At 32.3% G+C, this 20,291-nt stretch carries 21 protein-coding genes and 1 pseudogene; 11 read left to right on the top strand and 11 right to left on the bottom strand.

Going from position 1 to position 20,291, the window contains the following annotated elements:
* Window positions 1–252: pseudogene (locus AC0KUU_RS24365) on the top strand (fatty acid desaturase); the annotation flags it as partial.
* Window positions 253–1,450: 1,198 nt separating this feature from the next.
* Here AC0KUU_RS24365 and AC0KUU_RS24360 read toward each other — a convergent pair.
* The 3 genes from AC0KUU_RS24360 to AC0KUU_RS24350 form a co-directional block, all read right to left on the bottom strand.
* Window positions 1,451–1,600 (bottom strand): phosphoesterase, encoded by a 150-nt coding sequence (locus tag AC0KUU_RS24360; RefSeq protein ID WP_097825524.1) that lies wholly within the window; start codon window positions 1,598–1,600, stop codon window positions 1,451–1,453.
* A gap of 129 nt (window positions 1,601–1,729) precedes the next feature.
* Window positions 1,730–1,909, bottom strand: a complete 180-nt coding sequence (locus AC0KUU_RS24355; RefSeq protein ID WP_043978786.1) for a hypothetical protein — start codon at window positions 1,907–1,909, stop codon at window positions 1,730–1,732.
* A gap of 315 nt (window positions 1,910–2,224) precedes the next feature.
* Window positions 2,225–2,425, bottom strand: a complete 201-nt coding sequence (locus tag AC0KUU_RS24350) for a hypothetical protein (protein WP_025751504.1) — start codon at window positions 2,423–2,425, stop codon at window positions 2,225–2,227.
* Window positions 2,426–3,022: 597 nt separating this feature from the next.
* On the opposite strand from AC0KUU_RS24350, the gene AC0KUU_RS24345 reads away from it, so the two are divergent.
* Complete coding sequence (locus AC0KUU_RS24345) at window positions 3,023–3,916, top strand: MarR family transcriptional regulator (protein ID WP_322552746.1); 894 nt, start codon at window positions 3,023–3,025, stop codon at window positions 3,914–3,916.
* Window positions 3,917–4,767: 851 nt separating this feature from the next.
* Window positions 4,768–4,902, top strand: coding sequence for a DNA-binding anti-repressor SinI (gene sinI, locus AC0KUU_RS24340; RefSeq protein ID WP_116733209.1), 135 nt, complete (start codon window positions 4,768–4,770; stop codon window positions 4,900–4,902).
* Window positions 4,903–4,957: 55 nt separating this feature from the next.
* On the opposite strand, the gene AC0KUU_RS24335 is transcribed toward sinI, so the two are convergent.
* Window positions 4,958–5,197: a hypothetical protein gene (locus tag AC0KUU_RS24335; RefSeq protein ID WP_043978780.1), complete on the bottom strand. Its 240-nt coding sequence runs from the start codon at window positions 5,195–5,197 to the stop codon at window positions 4,958–4,960.
* 364 nt (window positions 5,198–5,561) lie between these two features.
* Between AC0KUU_RS24335 and AC0KUU_RS24330 the strand changes: the two genes are divergently transcribed.
* Complete coding sequence (locus AC0KUU_RS24330; protein WP_473453303.1) at window positions 5,562–6,398, top strand: STAS domain-containing protein; 837 nt, start codon at window positions 5,562–5,564, stop codon at window positions 6,396–6,398.
* 498 nt (window positions 6,399–6,896) lie between these two features.
* On the opposite strand, the gene AC0KUU_RS24325 is transcribed toward AC0KUU_RS24330, so the two are convergent.
* Entirely contained in the window at window positions 6,897–7,868 is a 972-nt protein-coding gene (locus AC0KUU_RS24325; RefSeq protein WP_322552748.1) for a helix-turn-helix domain-containing protein, read from the bottom strand.
* 479 nt (window positions 7,869–8,347) lie between these two features.
* On the opposite strand from AC0KUU_RS24325, the gene AC0KUU_RS24320 reads away from it, so the two are divergent.
* The 3 genes from AC0KUU_RS24320 (at window position 8,348) to AC0KUU_RS24310 (ending at window position 10,308) form a co-directional block, all read left to right on the top strand.
* Complete coding sequence (locus AC0KUU_RS24320; protein WP_322552749.1) at window positions 8,348–9,496, top strand: tyrosine-type recombinase/integrase; 1,149 nt, start codon at window positions 8,348–8,350, stop codon at window positions 9,494–9,496.
* A 187-nt stretch (window positions 9,497–9,683) separates the two neighbouring features.
* Window positions 9,684–9,896 (top strand): hypothetical protein, encoded by a 213-nt coding sequence (locus tag AC0KUU_RS24315; protein WP_043978770.1) that lies wholly within the window; start codon window positions 9,684–9,686, stop codon window positions 9,894–9,896.
* A gap of 184 nt (window positions 9,897–10,080) precedes the next feature.
* Window positions 10,081–10,308 (top strand): hypothetical protein, encoded by a 228-nt coding sequence (locus AC0KUU_RS24310; protein WP_165574758.1) that lies wholly within the window; start codon window positions 10,081–10,083, stop codon window positions 10,306–10,308.
* A gap of 301 nt (window positions 10,309–10,609) precedes the next feature.
* Here the strand turns inward: AC0KUU_RS24310 and AC0KUU_RS24305 are convergent, their stop codons facing one another.
* On the bottom strand, window positions 10,610–10,780 hold the full coding sequence (locus tag AC0KUU_RS24305; RefSeq protein ID WP_165574757.1) for a hypothetical protein: 171 nt from the start codon (window positions 10,778–10,780) through the stop codon (window positions 10,610–10,612).
* 331 nt (window positions 10,781–11,111) lie between these two features.
* A complete protein-coding gene (locus tag AC0KUU_RS24300; protein ID WP_322552750.1) occupies window positions 11,112–12,203 on the bottom strand; it encodes a YsnF/AvaK domain-containing protein in 1,092 nt (363 codons plus the stop codon).
* A 326-nt stretch (window positions 12,204–12,529) separates the two neighbouring features.
* On the opposite strand from AC0KUU_RS24300, the gene AC0KUU_RS24295 reads away from it, so the two are divergent.
* Together AC0KUU_RS24295 and AC0KUU_RS24290 are read left to right on the top strand one after the other, a co-directional pair.
* Entirely contained in the window at window positions 12,530–12,841 is a 312-nt protein-coding gene (locus tag AC0KUU_RS24295) for a hypothetical protein (protein WP_028408938.1), read from the top strand.
* 164 nt (window positions 12,842–13,005) lie between these two features.
* On the top strand, window positions 13,006–13,158 hold the full coding sequence (locus AC0KUU_RS24290) for a DUF8096 family protein (RefSeq protein WP_473453317.1): 153 nt from the start codon (window positions 13,006–13,008) through the stop codon (window positions 13,156–13,158).
* 140 nt (window positions 13,159–13,298) lie between these two features.
* Here AC0KUU_RS24290 and aspA read toward each other — a convergent pair whose 3' ends face one another.
* Both aspA and AC0KUU_RS24280 read right to left on the bottom strand, forming a co-directional pair.
* Window positions 13,299–14,732: an aspartate ammonia-lyase gene (gene aspA / locus AC0KUU_RS24285; protein WP_322552765.1), complete on the bottom strand. Its 1,434-nt coding sequence runs from the start codon at window positions 14,730–14,732 to the stop codon at window positions 13,299–13,301.
* A 46-nt stretch (window positions 14,733–14,778) separates the two neighbouring features.
* Window positions 14,779–16,050 (bottom strand): cation:dicarboxylate symporter family transporter, encoded by a 1,272-nt coding sequence (locus AC0KUU_RS24280; protein WP_043981780.1) that lies wholly within the window; start codon window positions 16,048–16,050, stop codon window positions 14,779–14,781.
* A gap of 1,336 nt (window positions 16,051–17,386) precedes the next feature.
* Here AC0KUU_RS24280 and AC0KUU_RS24275 point away from each other — a divergent pair.
* Window positions 17,387–17,539, top strand: a complete 153-nt coding sequence (locus tag AC0KUU_RS24275; protein WP_473453315.1) for a DUF8096 family protein — start codon at window positions 17,387–17,389, stop codon at window positions 17,537–17,539.
* A gap of 472 nt (window positions 17,540–18,011) precedes the next feature.
* Here AC0KUU_RS24275 and AC0KUU_RS24270 read toward each other — a convergent pair whose 3' ends face one another.
* Window positions 18,012–18,284 carry a GlsB/YeaQ/YmgE family stress response membrane protein gene (locus tag AC0KUU_RS24270; protein WP_028408939.1) on the bottom strand — a complete coding sequence of 91 codons (273 nt, stop codon included), beginning with the start codon at window positions 18,282–18,284 and terminating at the stop codon, window positions 18,012–18,014.
* Between the two features lie 336 nt (window positions 18,285–18,620).
* Window positions 18,621–19,100, bottom strand: coding sequence for a site-2 protease family protein (locus AC0KUU_RS24265; protein WP_043981779.1), 480 nt, complete (start codon window positions 19,098–19,100; stop codon window positions 18,621–18,623).
* 398 nt (window positions 19,101–19,498) lie between these two features.
* Here AC0KUU_RS24265 and AC0KUU_RS24260 point away from each other — a divergent pair, with 398 nt between their 5' ends.
* A complete protein-coding gene (locus tag AC0KUU_RS24260) occupies window positions 19,499–20,272 on the top strand; it encodes a DUF4046 domain-containing protein (protein WP_322552751.1) in 774 nt (257 codons plus the stop codon).
* Window positions 20,273–20,291: the final 19 nt, after the last annotated feature.

Raw genomic sequence — 20,291 nt, 5'->3', positions numbered from 1 at the left:
GGTTTCCATCATGTACATCACTTGGCTCCAAGAGTTCCAAACTATAATTTAGAAAAGGCGCATGAGTCTACGCCACCATTACAGAAAGCAACAACAATTACACTAAGCACAAGCTTGAAGTCCCTGCGTTTTCGACTTTTAGATCAACAAAATAAAAGTTTTGTAAGCTTCAAAGAAATTAAGCATCTAATAGACAATAAAAAATCTCGTATGAATTTGAATAACAAAAGGCCAAATCTAGATAAAAATTGAATATTCACACGATAAAACTATTCATTTCCTAATAAAAAATACCTGGAAGAGTTGAATTATAATCCGAATAAGGGCCACTACATAAAAAGTGTCCCTTATTCGCTATTTGTCTACATTGTGTATAAATCTTAAAACCTTTTATTTAATACACTTTCACTTAAACTATCCTCTTGACGACAGTTAACAACCCATTCGTGAAAATGTATCTTTTCTAACCCTTAAAACTAAATTTATAAGTACTTAAAAAACATCGGATTAGAAAAAAACGATGTTTTTAGCACTTTAAACTCAGAAACTGATACTAATTTAACTTTTCCTAATGAATCTTGTTCCTTAATTTCACAAGTACCATTGTTATATAACCACAAAGCAGTATAATTTTTGCTTTAAATATGACATTACAATCAACCTTCACTAATTATCCTTAACCCTCCTTAATACTTGCTAATTTTCGACATAAAAAGAGGGATCCCTTTAGAATAACTCCCAGAGAGTATTGCACATGAATATCTCCTATCGATCGTTTGATCACTAATTATCTCTTTACATTGAAGAATATTTTTATTTACCCAGGGTATTTTACGCTCTTAAAATCTACGTATATTTCAAAAAGTCCATAAAAATAATATAATCACTTTTTATAATTACAGATATAACTATTTATAATGTAAACGTTTTCTTTTATAATGAAATCAGGTGGATAGCATGCGTGGCTATCGTTTTATTTGGCGCAGGTGGAGCCCATACAAAAAGAAAGAATGAACTTTTTTTAACTTTGTGTTGTGTTACATACAACTTCGTACATACAAGTTAATACAATCAATAAGTACATTATTAATTTGGATGTATAAGAGATTACTAGATAGGTAATGATAGAAGTAAGAAACATAAATAAAGGAGGAAAAGATGTTGAAAGAATATAAACAGGTGTTTTCTAATTTTATTGATGAAGACCGATTCGAACTACATTCATACCTTACTTATTTATTCAATCAATCTCAGGATAACGATGTAATTCAGTTAGAAGATTAACATATAACATGATAAATGTACACATATTGTAAAGTGGAAGGGTAAATATATGAATGAAAAATAGGATAAGCGACCTTACTGTTCGAATTAGGATAGATAAGTCGCTTTTTATTGTTCTCATGTAAAGTCTTCCTGTTAGTGGGTTAATTCTATTACAGAGGGTATTCTATGAGATACTTCGAAGCTGTTTAGTTAATCGTAAGAGGGTTTCTTTATCTTTATTTTTTGAAGCTTGTTCCATTTGCACTAAAATTTCTGTTTTTTTAACGTCACGTAGATTTTTCATTGATAAAAGTTGATTAAATGTAGCATTCATGTCTTTTATCTCTCCTATCTTTGTGCAACCGTTTTTCTTTGTATTCCACACCCATCATTCTTTTTCCTTTAAAAGCTTTCTATATATAATAAGCAGAAACTCAGTCAAAAAAGACTGAGTTTCTGCTTATTATATGCCATTTACACCACTTTCTACCATAGCATGTTCCCAGCTAGGGAAAAAATAAAGTGCATTTTTCATTAGTTTTGGATGTGTTTGCTTTACTTTTTTCTTTTTTAGAGATTGTCCATTTGTTCCTAAGTACTGGATTTGGGCTTTGACTTCTTCGACCGTCATATCGGCTTGCATAAGATCACTCCCTTTATCAAGTTGACCCTATTATTCCCTTCTTTTAGATAAGTAAAACATATACTTCTAGAATTAGCTTATATTTATTTATATTTAATACAAATTATGAAGAATAACTACAACAAAGACTGCCGATTATGTATAAGCCTTCTACCAAGGATTCTTTCTCCGGAGTATGCAGCTTTTTATACATATGCTTGTCTCAGAAAATAGTCTTTATGAAGAAAAAATATATGTTATTATTTAACTCCATTTATAGACTCCTTTAAAAAGTTACCATTTCAAATGCTTTTAGAATAAGGGTGTTTTTTTTATTTAACTACTAAAGAAACTTCCACTCTTTCTTTTTCTCTTATAATGATGATGTCCATAACTTCCATGATGATCACGGCCTTTTCTATAATCGTCACTACTGCTATAACTCTTAAAAGGTTTTGATTTTCCTCTCTTGTAATCACTACTACTGTAATGCTTATGTTTATTATTCATTAGTGAATCAAACAGTTTCTTGAACATGATTTAACCACTCCTCATAATTAGTTTAAATCTATAAAAAACAAAAAGCGCTTTTATCTTTTTAGTAGATAAAAGCGCTTGATGTATAAACACAGACTTTACCTAACTAAAAATGTAGGCAAAGGTCTTGCTAACAATTAAGATTGCCAACAAAGCCGAAACAAAATGTTTCGTAGTGACGACTTTTGTTGTACAGCTACTCCCCTTTGGAGTATTAAGTTTGTTCAATGTTAGCGTAAATCGATTCTACAAGTCAATTAATAACTAATAGCGTCCAAAAAGGAACATCCTTTTAGACAAATGTACGTCGAAGTATAGGCTAAATTATAATGGACTTTCTGTAGTTTAGAAAAGTAATACCTAAGTACTTTATAGCTTTATAAAGAGAAATTTATATTTATTTCTCCATGTGAAAATATGATATATTATATACATACCGATAATACGCCATACTATAACTAATTTAGGTAATCATAAATAAAAGCACTACTAATCCATAAATATAAATATCATCAAAGGCGTTAGTACAGACCACTAACGTCCTTTTTACTGTCTTCTTCACTTTAAGATTTCTACACGCACTGGAGGGAGATAACATTGAGTAAAAATCAAAAGCTATGGACAACGGAGGAAGATTTATTCCTTAAAAAACAATATGGACAGATGACGTTCCAAAGAATGGGTGAACACTTAAATCGTAGCAAAGAATCTGTTAATAAACGGATTGTACGATTAAACCTTCGAAATGAAGAGAATTGCTTACATAAAAAATGGACAACGGAACAAGATACTTTCTTAAAAGAAAACATTAATATCATGAATAACCGGGAAATAGGAAATCATTTAGGTAAGACACCTTCTTCTATTGCTACTCGTATTAAAATATTAAAACTAACACGACGAGAAACACTGCGGAGATGGACGAATCAAGAGGATGAATACCTATTAAAGTATTATGGATCCAAATCTCTTAAACACATATCTAAACGACTGCAGCGAAGTATACCAGCATTAGAGTCTAGATTAAATCGCTTAGGCGTATATGGAGTAAGAGCTTATACAGGAAGTATTACAGTATATGAACTAGCAAGTTTTCTTCAAATTGATGTTCATACTATCTATAAATGGATTCAAAAAAAGAAATTTCCTCATAAAATCACGAGGGCAAAAACACGAAAATTTGTAGGAATTGAAGTATCAGCCTTTTGGAAATGGGCTGAGCAAAATAAAAAGCTCCTTAATTTTTCTAAAATACCTACAAATACTCTTTTGCCAGAGCCGGATTGGGTAAGGAAACAACGGAAATATGATTATTATAATCGTCCGAAATATGAAAAGAAACAGTGGACTGAAGAAGAAGATGCCCGTCTATGGTATATGTTCTACGAGGAAGGTCGTACTCAACAAGAAATCGGTCAACTTATAGGACGATCAAGGTATGGGGTTCAACGAAGGTTAAACCGATTGCGAAAAAAGAAATTGACCACTTAATGGCTGTATCCTGTACTTATTTTAAGCAATAGATCTATTCACTCGATATTAAAATAAATCTTTTTTAAAAAAAGCACAGACCACTATATATGGTTTGTACTTTGGGCTAAGGAATAACACTAAAAGAAAGATTGTCTAATAACAGATTAACAATTTAACGCTTTAAAGTAAAACGTTAAATTGTTCCATATTATATCCCTCGTTATTTAAGTAAATAGTAAATTATTTCATAAAAAATATAAGTGTTAATACCTGCTCTTACTGACGAATACAGAGCATAAGATCGTATACCTTGCTTTAAACAGATTAATGAGTGAGTTAATCTCCAGACATTAAATATCTTTATTTGAAAATGCATTCAAAAAACAAAAAAACCTATCTCTTCCCAGTCAAAAGAGGTAGGTTTTTTCTGTTGCAGAATTTAGTTGTATACGTCAATGTTTGGCGACATCTTGTGTAGTTTGCTCAATTTACTGTTTATTATTTATTCTATAATTACCAAAAAAAAAGAAACAAACTTAAAAAAGAATGTTTCTTGAAAATTCAATCCAGCTTAATACTCTACCCTTATCATAGAAATCAAAACATATTTTATAAAAAATGTTTTGGTGCTTATAATGAACAGGATCACAACTAAAGATTTATATGAAATAAATCTTTAAAATAGAAAGAATTCATGTGAGGAAAAAATTTGCTTTTTTCTACATTAAATCTTAATTAATTATATAAAAAGACTTATGTTGCAGGACATTAAAAGAAATATGTTGAATAAATAGTATCGATTTCTAATATATTGTTGTTGAATGTTAGAATTTAATTAATTCCGATTAGGAAGGTTGGAGGAATTGTGGGTGTTAAAAGAAGAAGATGGTGGGCTTGATCAGGAGTGGATAAGTCTTATGAAGGAAGCTTATCAATTAGGCCTCTCTTTTGTGGAAGTAAAAGAATTTATATATTCAAACCAAAAGGAAGTTCTTTCTAAATAATTCAGGCTCTTTTTGCTTCTTATAATCTGATTATGTAAACTTTAAAAATGATTTATTACTCAGTGACTTCTTTTTCCACAGTACTTATTATTCTATACAAAGCTAAAGAGGTAGCCTCCACATCTGGAAAATATTCAATATGACCCGTTTCAATATTCTTTACTTGAAAATTCTTTAGTTCCTTAGAATAACTGAGAGAAAAGGTATTATTTTTACTACAAATGGTATGAGTAATTTCACTGTCTTCATACTGTAATAAAGTTTCTAACATTTCTTTAATTTTAATTATTGTCATTTATCATCAACCCATTTCTCGCAATTTAAAGTTTAATCTATTTTACCATAGGGTATATATATAAGTTATTAGCTCCAAATAATTGAAATAAATATTTTAAAAATGAAATAAATTTGTAAAAAAGTGTAATTCCACCTTAAGGTTAGAAACTATATAACAAATGTATCATGGTTGGGAACCACGGATATATATGATATAAAAGATGTACTTGAAATATATATTTAAATGTGGGAAATAAAGGATATTATTTAAAAACATATTTAGTATGGGTAGTATAGGGCATAAAAATAAATAATAATTCATTTGGCGATATTTATTAATTAAGGATAATAATAATCAATAAACAATAAGGGGTGTATTCAAAATGGAGATTATTTATAATCCGAGGGAGAAAATGACGGATTTTATTAAAGATAACAAACAAAATTTCCAGGACAAACTCTTATCAGAGGCGGTTAACGTAGCCTCTAATATTAATGATATTTTAGAAACAGGAAATATTGATCTTTTAAAAAATGCTCAAAAGTTATCTCTATATGTCGTAGAACAAAAAGAAGATCAACTCATTGCTTTCGCTCAGCAAGAAGGCGTAGCATGGGCGGAGCACGCCTTAACTCTTGCCTTCAAACTAGAATGGGTACAGGCCATTAGGCGAACATTATGGCATTTTCTCTATCAATATGATCGAATAAATAACCATTTTAATGACCTTGAAGAATTCTATGCCTTAGAAAAGCGAATTAATGATAGAATTGATCAATTTCTTAACACTTTTGTTATTAGTTACTCCAAGTATAAAGATGAATTAATTGCCTCCCAAAGGGACTTGGTTGAAAATTTATCGGTACCCATTATACCACTTAGCCAATCTGTAGCTGTACTACCGTTGATCGGAATGATTGACATTAATCGTATCCAAACGATTGAGGAGAAAGTACTGATGGGCATCTCAGATTTAAAGATTCAAACATTAATTATAGACCTGTCTGGAATTGCTAACATGGAGATGTATGTCATTGATCATTTCCAAAAAATATTAACTGGAATTTCAATGATGGGATGTAAGGCTGTTCTTACAGGTTTACGTGCGGACCTGGTGCGGGCAATGATTCACTCAGGAATCTCCTTTGAAGAAAAAGCAGAAACAAAAGGGACGTTACAGCAAACATTAAAAGAATATTTAGAACTCCACCAAATGTAGGAGGAATAAGGAAGTTTACTCTACACACAGAAATGAATTTATGAAATTAGAATCATTTTGATGCTTAGAAAATCCATTATTATATAATCTTCTCATGGTTCCTTTAATTCGTTTTATGTTAACTAAGGATGTATACCATATACATCTAAAAAAGAAAAACCCACCTGATTTGTCAGAGGTGGGCTTTTCTTTTAGCTAAATATTAAGGGTGTAATTGCTTGTTACTTACATATCATTTAATATTTTTGTAGATATTTATTATAACCTATCAAATCATTTTGAGAAAGCAGAAAATGAAAACGGTTACTTAACATTAAAACTAAAAGGTATCTTTTCTATTTCATACCGATAAAATCCATTACGTTAAGTAAATAGTAAAGTATTTCGTAAAAATAATTAGTTTCACTATTTACTGTAACTGATGACAAATAGATCATTCATTATAATAGATAAAGACAACAAACTGGTGAGTTTGTTGTCTTTAGATTTCAGTCTATCCTATAATTTTTGTACAGCGTACAATAGCAATTCTTCTACATTCTTTTTGCCTAATTCCTTGGCTTTTTGCTGCAATTCTTGCTTTAAATCACTTGATATCTTTACGCGTACAACTTCCAGATCGCTATCAATATAAATCCCACGGCTGCGTTTATTAATCTTCCCTGAGACAAGAACCGACTCTAATAACTCAACGATTTCTTGTGCTGATTCCGTCAATAATACAGGTTTGATTTCAACGATAAATTGCTCTTTCTCTTCTTGTGGCGTAATTCTCATGTTGGTCGGGCTTAGGTACTGATAGAACAAATCCATGAGCTTATAAAGCTGTGATTTCGCATAGGCTGTTTGCTTAAAGGCAAATGTGGCATAGCCTTCTTTGGTAACAGTTTTTTTTGATTCAATCTCGTAGGCTGCTTCAAAGCCTCGGTGAAGTAACTCCTCTAATGTTATCTCTTCATGTTGTTCTGTAACAGCCATAATTGGATCTTCTACAGAGATGATACGGGCAAACTGCTCTTTTTCTTCATTTTTCTTCACAAAAAGCTGAAATAGCGCAATATTTTGTTCGGCATGATAAAAATGACGCTTACTCGGTTTGCGCCCTACTTCATGCGTGAGCTTAAACGCTTCTAGATCTTCTTCATTCACAAAATAACAATTAATGCCCCGGTATTCTTCTTGAAACGCAGGTAACAGTTCTTGCTTAATATACTTATTCACCGTTGTGACCGAGATATCCAGTTGATGCGCGACTTCTTTTGTCGTAAGTCCTGGCTTTTTTAACTCTTCTTGTAAACGAACAACATCCTCGATATCAAATTCATAACGTCCTTCGATATGCCAGTCATCTTTATTAATAGGGTTTAATTTTCCTTGTTGAATATATGTATAAATGGTTTTCTTTGATGAAATAGTTAACATCTCCATCACATCTTCAATCGTAATAATTTTAACAGGATTATCAATCATGACATACACTCCTATTCTTTTTCTTATATTCAATACTTAATTATATCATATTTATGTATAGTTATAAGTTGAAAGTTTTTTTAACTTATATGTAAATAGTGAAACTAACTTATATAATATTATGTTTTACCATTTACTTCAACTGATGACAAATAGGAGATTTTTCTACAAACTATATAAATAGTAAACTATATTTATAGAAAATAAGTTTATACTTTAACTTTTAAATCAGTTACAATTAATAAGTAATAACTATAATAAATAACTTTAAACAAACATTTAATTAAAAAATCATTAGATATTTAATTAAGATAATTAGTATTTTAAATATTGGTAGTAATATTATTATTACGTTTTAAAGGTTTTTTATCGTTTATATACATATAAATACAAACTTAACCTTTAAATAGAATAAAAATTATCTTAACACAAGGGAGATCTATAAATAAGAAGACATATTTTACGAAAGGAGAGGTTTTATGCGAAATTTCTCATTAGTACATATAGGAACAGAAGTAAGAGAAAGAAAAGGGGATACTAATAAAATTGTTTCATTGATGCTAGATAATAAATATTATGATGCATTAGAAGAAAGAAATGAGCATCACCAGCGAAAAAGCGAAGATATGTTCAGTGATTTTACGGATGAAGAAATGATGTACTACTATGTCCATCAGCGAAAGCACATTCGAAAGGACAGAGAACGAAAAGAAAATACAAAGACCGAATACTTACGAACTTTGTTGCAGTTTTATCAGTATGCTGTAGAAAGTGAATCGTTCCTACGCCAAGATGTAGATAATTATATAGAAGAAACTATTTTTAAAAACCTACGTCCTTGGCATATGCGGAACTACCAGGGTTATTTAAGCACCGCATTGCTAGGAAAGGGAGGTAAACCTTATTCACCTGCAACTTTAGACGCTAAAATGACAATTTTAAAAAGTTTTATGAAATGGCTACATGAAACGAAGTATATTCAGCATCCATTACACAAAGAAATCTTAAGCACGTCATTATCTGAGCAAGAAATTCCTAATCGAGATTTGTATTACCATGAAGTCAAACAGCTTCTAGACCACTACAAAGACCATCCTATTAATTATGGATTGTTAACGATGTTGGCGATGACAGGATTGCGTGTACAGGAAATAGCTAAAGCTTCGTGGGGAGATGTATATCTAGACAGTTTAAGTGGTCATTATCGACTAAGAGGAGTAGGGAAGGGTGGAAAGAAATTTGATAAGTTACTTCATCCATCGCTATATGAACGCATTCTTGCTTTTCGAGAACGACGACACGTCAGCACAGCATTAAATTCAAGTGATCAAGGGCCACTATTCCCAACCAAAGATGGAGGATATTATCAATATAAAAATTTAAGTAATTATATTGTACGTATTATTGAACGAACAGAGTTACCTTTTGTAAAAGAACGGACTGACAGGATTACACCTCATTACTTTCGTCATTTTTATGCGATTTATAGTAGGCAGCAGGGAGCAGATATTTTTTTAATCCAGAAAGAACTAGGGCATAGTGATCGTAAGACAACTGAGCGCTATTTGGAAAAGGTTTTGCAACGAGAGCAAGAAATTGGACTCATGTGGAAGGAGCAAGATTTCTAATTAAAATACATGTGAAAGTCTCTTCATTTAAGTATGCTCATTCTCTGTAATTACACGTTCTGTAATGTTCTTATATATGTTAACCTAATCCGGTTATCCATTAGATCCGGTGGATGTTTCTACATTCGGCCCTATTACTACTGGCTTGTCTACAATTTCATAAGAATTATAAAAAGGAGGGACTTAAATGCAATTTGATGTATCTGAATTAGTTGAAGCAAAACGTCAAATTGATTCAACTTTACACAAACTTAAACAGACAGTAAAGACTTTTGAAGCTAAAGAAAATTCTAATAGATATAAATCTCAAATTACCTTAGCTAAAAGACGGATACAAGCATTTGAAATTTCAGTATCTCTTATTGAAAGAGAAATAAATGACGCTGATAAAAAAAGCTAGTTATGAGCTTTTACAAAGTTCATATTTATCGTCATCTAGAGTAATTTGTAAAACTATTATTTTTTATAAGTAGTTGTATTCATTTATCGGATGGGAGAGGATATTTAATGCTAAGCAAAACAGATGAACGGTTTACGACCGCGATTAATTATTCGTACAAAATTTATAACAGTGAGGTGAAAGTATGAAAGAAAACAATATAAAGAACCCAAAAAACGAAATTATAAAAAAGCATGAGAAATTATTTGTGAAAAAATTAGACCTTGAGAGTGAAGCAAATCGCTTAATGTTAGAAATTAATTTATTAGATGCACGGCATACTCTTGATAAAGTAAATCAGTTAAATCGACAGATAGACGATATAATCTCTGAAATGGATTATTTGAAACAGGCGCTTGAAGCTATTAAGTAAGTCTATATCAAAGTATGCTAAATTCTACTATCGTAATCGATTTTAAAAGGAATTTAACTTGTTTTTCCTAATAGATTATCAGGAAAAACAAGTGGCTGTTTATTTGAAATAAAGTTTGATCGATTATATAAAAAATAAGGCAAGGACTTAACCAATACAACGCTAAGTTAAGGAAAGTAAAGCGTGCCATAAGTGCCTCTTTTTCTTAAAACAAATTGGTTCCTATAATCTATCTTATGTAAACTAGAAAAAGAAATAAGGCAAACCCTACTCATTTCTGAGTTAGGTTTGTAATTTTTATTTATACATGTAACTGCTGATTAACCAATCTCTTTACTCTCTCATAAGCTTTGACCTCACCTTGGTAAAAACAAGCACTGTTCCAGTCTTCTCTTTTCTCCGCATCCTTTCTCCACGCATCAGATTGTTCTAGTAACTTATCAATGTATTCAATAAATTTCTTTCGCTCCATTCAATCACCTTCTTTTATCAAATTTGGAAATATTTTTAAGTTATTTGATAAGTAATATTTCTAGAATTTAGTGAGAATACCTGTTGAAATTTGATATAATCTCCAGGACTTTTAGGAATAAAAGAAATGACCTCCAGTAATGAAAGTCATTTCTTTTATTCTATTACCTGTTTATGCTCATTTTGATGGGTTATTTTAATTCTTTTTGATTTTAAAAACATTACTTATGTTAATTTAAAGAAAAATAAAAAAAGCTGCCAATACAGCTAGGCAGCCCTTCCTTAAATATCCCTAATTATTCTCTTTGCTATAAACCATAGAGGAGATATACTTATTTCTTTTGCTTGTTTGTTGATTTCTCATTATTCTTCCCTTTTTCAGAAGTAGTAATACCCGTATCTTCAACATGACTTTCTGGTTTCTGATTGTTTACTGAGGCTGTGACCTCTTCAATCTCTTTGATAACAGGAGAAGTTGTCACTTTAAGTTGAGCTTCTTGTTTCTTATCGGCTGAAAGTTTAACTTTTTCCTCCTTTGAAGCATCAGAAGCAATTGCAGCTGCAACTTCTTGGTAACTTTGATCTACGTGATTATCCATGTTTTGATAGATTTCAGAGTCAGCAAGTTCAGGAATCGCGGGGAGTTCTGACTGTTCAATTTTTGCTTCTTCCTTTAGAACAGTATCCTTCATCTCTTTAATCTCTTGAATTTTACGCTTACCAATGATGACTTCTTCCACAACTACAGGCCTCTTGGTTACTTCAACTCGCTCCTCCATAATAGGAATACGAATGATCTCGTTCTCTGTCAATGGGCTACCATCATACTGACCGTCTATGACCGGGCGGCGTTCTACGTAGACTTCCTCACGCATAACTGGAACCTGGATAGTTCGTAGTTCTTCTACAATTTCCTTACGAAGTTGTATTTCCCCAGTCTGAACTCGCTCTTTCCTTACATTAAGTTGCTCTTCACGAAGTAGCACTGACCTATGCCCCTTTGTCTCGTATGGAGACTCCCTAACCGTAGTATATGAAGGAATTGTTTGAGTTTCATCCACATCAATTAGGACAAGGATTTTCCCTTCCTTTACATCCATTTCACACTGTTTTGCAGTAAAGTTTTGAATCCCCATTCTAACAAGTTTTGAAGTTAGGCCACCAGCTTGGGTAGTAGAAATCATTCCACCTGTCATCATGGTAAGAAAGCTGTCCATCATCACACCTGCCAACGAACTTACAGCTGGTGTTCCAGCTTCTATCATTACATTCGTCTCAGTCCCTAACTGTAAAGTATTATTGCTATCCTTTGCTACTACTAATATGTCTGTTTCACGATAACCCTGATGTTTTAACCCCTTAATTGCATGTATCGCTTCTTGCTCCGAATAAAAAGTCCCTGCAACTCGTTTTCTTGTTCCCATTTTCCCATCCCCTTAAATTTTAATTAAACGAAAACTTCTTTTCACATTTAATTCCATCCTTATTGTGTATATCATGTACCCAGTGGGTTTCTATTTAAAACTTAATACGGATGACTATGTAAATGACCCCTAAATTATAAAATGTAGAAAGATGAAGTAGAGGCAATATCCATATTCGGGAAAACTTTAGAGTTTTTATTGAAAAAGAACGTTTGTTCGTATATAATATGAAAAAGGAAAAACCTCATATTTTTCCTTAATTGAAACATATAGGATATTTAATACAGAGATAATTTACAATTAGTTTTCATGGGGGAGAAAAAGCGATGAATTCTACATACCATCATTTAAAAGATACAAAAAAAGAAGAAGGGCAAAAAGAATTACTTGAGAGAAACCTAGAAGCTCATAGAAGTAGAAGATGGGTAACCAACTCTATTTACGCTATGTCACTACTTGGAGTCGTACTTTGTTTCTATTTTCATGTACCAAAGGCTGCAATTATTACTCTAATCCTATTTTTAATATGTGCAACTAGCGAAATACTGTATAGAGCGTTAGATAAAAAGATAGAATTACGGTTAAAACGGATTAAACAGGAGAAAAGAAAGATCATATTTAAAGGAAATAAATCCTAACAGCTTTTCTATAAATTCCTTTCTGCTATACAGATTTGAAATTATTTTTCACATGTGAACGAAGAAGAAAGAGTTAGCTTCATTATAGAATGAAGTAAAAAAGCAGTCCTTTAACTATTCAAAGACTGCTTTCTTACTATATAGAAGAGAAAGAGTAGCAAAAAATCATCCTTGATAAAGTTTACGACTATGCTGAATTTCCGAATAAAGTTAGTGTCCAATGCGATAACTGCAGTTCCTCTTACTTCAAAAGTTCTATAAAAGGTGGCATTTTTCTACGTGAATGTCGAGAGTGTGGCATGAAGAAAAGCATTTAGGTGGTATTTAGACTATAAAAAATAGCATGGTTTGAAGGGTAGTTGGTATATTTTTATGTGTATATAGAAAATAAGCCACCCAAGGATATCCAAAGTAGGTGGCTTATACGATAAACTTAATATGGAGCACGCTTTAAAAATTAATTTCTGTCAAAAAGAGAGCTGCCAGATATACCTGGGTTCGTCATTTCATAGGGATTTAAAATTAACTCAAGCTCCTCCTCAGTCAATACGTCATATTGCAAACATAGTTCTCGTACCGACTTTCCATTTAAAATAGCCTCTCTAGCAATTCGTGCTGCTACTTCATATCCGATATGTGGATTTACGGCTGTAATAATCCCTACACTTTTTTCTACATACTCTTTTAAACGTCCCTCATTTGCTTCAATGCCTCTTAGACAATGGTCTGTGAAGACGTGGAATGCGTTATTCATAATACTGATTGACTGAAGCAAGTTAAATACAAGAACAGGCTCCATCACATTTAGTTCAAGTTGACCTGCTTCCGATGCCAGGCAAATTGTATGATCATTACCTATAACTTGAAAAGCTACTTGATTAATCATTTCAGGCATGACAGGATTGACCTTTCCAGGCATAATAGATGAACCAGGTTGACGAGATGGTAGTATAAGTTCAGCTAATCCTGCACGAGGACCAGACGCCATTAATCGGATATCATTTGCAATTTTAGACATATTAATCATGCACACTTTTAAGCTAGCAGAGACTTCTGTATAAGCATCTGTATTTTGAGTCGCGTCTACAAGATGATTGGCCTTCTTAAGTGGTAAACCACTGATATTTGCTAGATATCTTACAACATTTTCGATATAACGTGGATCTGCATTTAAACCCGTTCCAACTGCAGTTGCTCCCATATTAACCTCATATAAATGTCCATAGGATTGCTTAATACGTTTCATATCGCGCTCAAGAACACGACTATATGATTCAAATTCTTGACCAAGACGGATTGGAACCGCATCCTGTAGGTGAGTACGTCCCATCTTTATAATAGAATCAAATTGTTCTGCTTTTTTCTGAAATACACTGTGCATATAATTCATTGTTTTCAGTAACTTATTTAACAGATTAAGCGTTGCAATATGGATAGCAGTTGGGAATACGTCATTTGTTGACTGTGACATGTTTACATGACTATTAGGGCTTAAATCGGAATAAGAACCTTTCTTATGACCAAGTAACTCTAAAGCTCTATTTGCAATAACCTCATTTGCATTCATATTCATTGAGGTCCCCGCGCCACCCTGTATTGGATCAACAATAAATTGATTATTTCTTTTTCCTTCAATAACCTCGTCTGCTGCTTCAATAATTGCATTACCCAACCCATCATATAACCTTTTTGTTTCCATATTAGCAAGAGCAGCAGCTTTTTTAACAATTCCTAATGCTTTAATGAGTTCCGGGTGAATCTGGTAACCTGTTATTGGAAAATTCTCAACTGCACGTAATGTTTGAATTCCATAATAAGCGCTGACAGGCACTTCTTTCGTTCCTAAGAAATCTTTTTCAATTCTTACATCTTGTTTTTCAATCGTTCCCATATCTGTCATAATATTAATCTCCTTCTTTATAAACAAATAAATTATTTTAAGCTACATCTGATTTTTTAATAGAATCTGTATAATGCTTTGCTTTTTCTTTATCGAATCCGCCTTCCCACTTAGACATCACAATAGCAGCTAATGCGTTACCTACTACGTTGACAGATGTACGAAGCATATCTAAGATGCGATCAATGCCAGCAATGAATGCCATACCTTCTAAAGGTAATCCCATTGAGCCCAATGTTGTTAATACAACAACAAATGATGCTCCTGCAACTCCTGCCATTCCCTTAGAAGTCAACATCAATACAAGTAAAAGTGTAATTTGTTCTATGAAAGATAAATGAATGCCATACATTTGTGCAATAAAAAGGGCAGCAATGGCTTGGTAAATGGATGATCCATCAAGGTTAAAGGTATATCCTGTCGGAATAACAAATGATGTAACAGCTTTCGGACAACCAAAGTTCTCCATTTTAGTCATTAACCTTGGCAATACTGCTTCAGAGCTTGCGGTTGTAAACGCTAAAATTAACTCATCTTTTAAGATTTTTATAAGGACTAAAACATTAGTTCCAGCCATTTTTGCAATAATACCTAATACTACAAAAACAAAGAAAATCATGGTCAGATATATAACGAGTACTAACTTTCCTAAAGGGATTAATGAACCAATTCCAAACTTCGCCACATTCAAACCAATTAAAGCAAATACGCCAAATGGAGCAAATTTCATAACTAAGTTTGTCATCCAAAACATGGATTCTAGTACACCTTCAAAAAAGTTTAAAACTGGTTTGCCTTTTTCTCCAATTGCTGCAACTCCTAGACCAAATAAGACTGAGAAAAAGATAATCGCTAATAAATTTCCTTCAGTCAATGATTGGAATATATTAGTTGGGATGATATGAACGATTTGAGCTGCTACACCTGCACTCTCAGTCGTTTTAGATGTTTCTTCATATTTGGATATATCACCTTTCTCAAGGTTTCCCATATCTATACCAGTACCTGGATGGAATAAATTTGCGGCCAATAAGCCCACTGCTAATGCAATTGTAGTCACAATTTCAAAATAAAGAATGGTTTTTCCACCTAGTCTTCCTAACTTTTTAATATCACCTACACCAGCTATAGATACGATGAGTGCGGATACAACGATAGGAATAACAATCATTTTAATTAGGTGAAGAAAAATATCCCCTAAAGGTTGAAGAATGGCCATCACTGTATTATTTCCATAAAAAATAGCGCCTATAGCAATCCCGAACGCAAGTCCAATAAATATTTGTGTAGCTAATCCTAATTTCTTCATAGTTGTAACCCCTTTCAATTTGCAGTTCATTAAAACACTTAAAGAGAGCCTATGCTTAGGCTAGCGTCTATAAAAAAAGACAATAATTAAAAATAAGTCCAATGTGTAAATATTCTTTAAAATAAATGGTAATCATATAATTTGAAATTAACTCCCCCCCTCCAGTAAAGCGTTTTCAAAATCTTTAATGTAAAATACACTTTTTCGGCTCACCTTATATACCTGAGCATATAGTATCGTTTATAAAGAGATTTTCTATTATCCTTTTAACCTTTTTGAAATCCTGTTTATTGTCTAACATTCACATAAATCTAGTGACAGTCACTTATAGATTTATATGAATGTTAGACAATAATACCCTAATCTATTATTCTCCCATTTCAGGTAAAGAAGTATCTTCTTCTTTATCTAGTGTCTAGAGATAAGGTAGCAATAACACTAGATATCTCTATAACTTGTTAAAATAATTAAATCTCTTAAAATGTTTTTCTTTTAATAAAATGATATCGCTTTCAAAAAATCTCAATCGTAGTAACTACACATATCTTCTCCGAAAGCTAAAGAAATTTAGTATTTATTCCAGGTGTAACTTAATTAACGAAACTACAGCATTAAGTTGGGGTATCTCCTTCAATCTCTTCATACTGTAATCTCATTATAATAAACATGCGTTTCTTGCATATAGGTAATGAATGGAATCAAAAAATGATAATAACGAAAAGTGTATTTTAAATTTCATGTTCTCTTTTTGCGTACTTCAGTTACATTATATTTATATACAACAGATAAATCAAGAAGATTATTATTCATTTCGCGTACATTTTATTTAGACAAGCCTCATAGAAGTGAAAAATATTTAAATAACGACGAACTGTTATTTAAATATTAACCTTTCGTAGCGTGAAAGAGTCTATGCCTTTAAGAAATACTATAAGCAAGGTCATTGCATAACAAAGAAAGGATTCATTCAGTTTGTTGATTCTCTTGGGGATTTATTTATTTTTATTGATGATGTATTTGAGTTAAAGAATAAAATGAGATTAAGCGAGCTCATTGATGTTCGCGTGGCTTAGTTCCTGAAGAAATCGTGTGCAGGAATCACTTAATTGGGTAGAGGTACATTCATATACAATTTTAGAGTCTACACGTTACGTGACGGTTCAAAGAGAATCATTTAAACAGGAACTCCAAAGAGCAGGTATTCAAGAAACGCAAATTTTTCAGGTGCAACTAGTGGAAAAAACAAAGTAATTTTAACATACACCTTTTATATAGACCTAATTGTGTTAGTCAAATAGAAAGGAGTGATCAACCTGGAAGAAATAAAAGAGCAAGGATCGATTTTGATAAAGTGTATGACTATGCTAAATTTCCGGATAAAGTTAGTGGCCGTTGCGATAACTGCAACTCAGCTTACTTCAAAAGCTCCGTAAAAGCTGACGTTTTCTTACGTGAATGTAGAGAATGTGGTATGAAGAAGAGTATATAAAATATAAATATATGATAACCAGGCCTTTCAGAATTTAAAGGGGCCTTTTGTTTATGTTCAATAAGGTTGAGTAATAAATACTTCAGTTTAAGTGAGGAAGCTAATCCCTAATCTATAAAAAAAGCGCATATTCTAGATCCGTTTACTCCTGACCTACTGCAGTAAAGAAGCATATCCTTACTTTATTTTTAAATATTTTTCATAATAATAAGCGACCCTATATACCGTAAACAAAGTTACTAAGGTCGCTTATACTATATTTTGATTTATTATTTTTTTGTCTGCTTCTTTATAATAAAATATCTGTAATCTCATTAATCTTCTGACAGAATTTCACTATAATTATTAATTTGATCGAACAAATAAGTAAGATAAGAATCTAGTTCAAATTGATTACCATCAACAAAATCATATAGCATAGAATTATTTTCTTCTCTCATTTTTAGTCACTCCAATTTAAGTTTTTTTGATTTTATACATGATGACCATGATTCTTTTTTTGACCCATTTTTCTTAAAAGAAAGCTTACAATTAATACTAAAATGATTGATCCAATAATTGCTGGGATGATTGCAAAACCGCCAATGACTGGCCCCCAACTTCCCAAGATAAGGCCGCCTAACCAAGAACCAATAAAGCCAGCGATAATATTACCAATAATACCTCCAGGAACATCGCGTCCTGTAATTAAACCGGCGAGCCATCCAATAATTCCACCTACAATTAGCATCCATAGAATCTCCATTAATACTTCCCTCCTTCTAAATTATTTAATTGACTTTACCCTTCACTAAAACTCATTAACCTTGTTATTTTTTTCCTGATTAGAGCTTTTCTCTTATATAAAAGGACATCTTCTCATTTCTCGACTGTTTCATGAAAAAGATAAGCGATTAGGACAAGCCCTCAGCATATAAAAACCCAGCACATATTCTATGACCATCTAGTCATCACCTAGTGCGGTAGCTACTTAGTATTAAAAGAATAACTACTTCGTTTGGTAATCAGTATCTATTTCAGTACCGTTGCCACGTTAATATACGTTGTGGATGTACAGTTCTAATTAGCCACTTTTCCTTTGTTAATCCGGATTACATGTTATCTTTCCATATTTCAATGCATCATAGATAGCTCGCCCATCACTTAAACTCGTTTCTGAATATTCAAAGGGTAAGAGCGAGAAAACAATATAATAAATAGAGAAATAAACAAATTGGTAAGAAAAGAGATTCTTTGAGAGAACACCCAACATAATTAAACCATACACAAGAAGTATAGACGCTAAATTAGCTATGGTACCTCCAGCATAAACACAAGCATGAGTAAACCGATTATCATACTTTAATTTTTCGTAAATACAAAAGGAGTGCAAAAAATAAATAGATTTTATTTTGATTTTTTTCCACCTAAAAATCGTTCTCCCTTGTCCAATGGTAAAATCGACCCTTCCACCTAAAATAATAGCCATAAATGAATGCCCTAGTTGGTGAATAACAGACACAAGTGGAATGACAATTAAAAAAGAAAATAATAATTTCGGCATATCACTCCATCCAAACATACCTGTCTCCCCTTTATCCCAAAATAATCTTACATTTGATATTCCACATTTTCTTCTATCAAAACCGGTAATTTTATGAGGGCTGTATAAGAGAATGGTGCTTTTCTATGCTTTGTGTTTATGATTTTCATTAGGTTAATTAAATAATTAAACCGGACCTTCTTTACAATAAAAAGAGCTACCTCCAAATAGAAAAAGGTAGCTTGCTCTACTCAAGAAAGAAATTACAGATGTTCATCGGGTTAAAACAATTTAAGTATTTTAAACTGATAAAAAATCAGTAGCTTTTCTTGTCTTTTTAATATGTATCTCATAGAGATTTAGCCTTACTTGCATATAAATTCCATTATTATACACAATGATAATAAAATATAATTTCTTAAAAGGGGCTTTCGATAGTGAAAAGAGAACAAGTCATTGAAGTTTATAAAGATGTTCTAGAGAAGAGGAGAAAACGATTTCCAAATTATTTTTTTGCAGGTAATGAAGGGGAAAAATATATGCGCTACATGACATGCTACTTACTTGAACAACACTTATCGATCCCCATCGTTGAAATCCCTTTGCAAGTAGGAGCAAATACATTATGGTCTCATCGTCTTAGACCCCCTGCCATGCTATATGGATGGAATTATTATGAAGTCATAGATAATGCTTACCCAGGAAAATTTAAACCTTGGGAGTTTCAACAAACTCCTGATAAATATTGGGACGGAGAAGAAGGAAAGAGAAGGGCCATTGAGGCGGTAAGATATGTAATAGAGGGAAATATGAAGATTCCCATGAAAGAAATACCCTCTCAAATTAATTTTCATTTTTTTAAACAACATGGTTTAGGGGGCGCCTTTACCCTTTTAGGCTATTCTCCTTTTCAAATAGTTGAAGCGATTTATCCTGGTGTCTTTAGGCCGTGGCAATTTGCTCATGTTCCCATGAATTGTTGGAAAAATGAAGAATATATTCGAGAGGCAATGGATGATCTCCTTTTCAAACAGCTACGCTTTTCTTCTTACAACGAGGCTTTTATCCAATTAAAGAGAATCCACTTTAATGATTTTCATTTAACCGGTCTTTTTCAAATGGCTTTTGGTGCCAGAATGAACAACGTAAGGAAATGGATAAAAAATCAACTAAATAATCTAGATGATGAAATATTTTATGTGAACCATTGATTAATGAAAGAGGGGGTTG

The sequence above is a fragment of the Priestia sp. ST2 genome (assembly GCF_055810735.1).
Note: the sequence above shows the minus strand (reverse complement) of the source record. Positions and strands in the feature narration are given on the sequence as shown.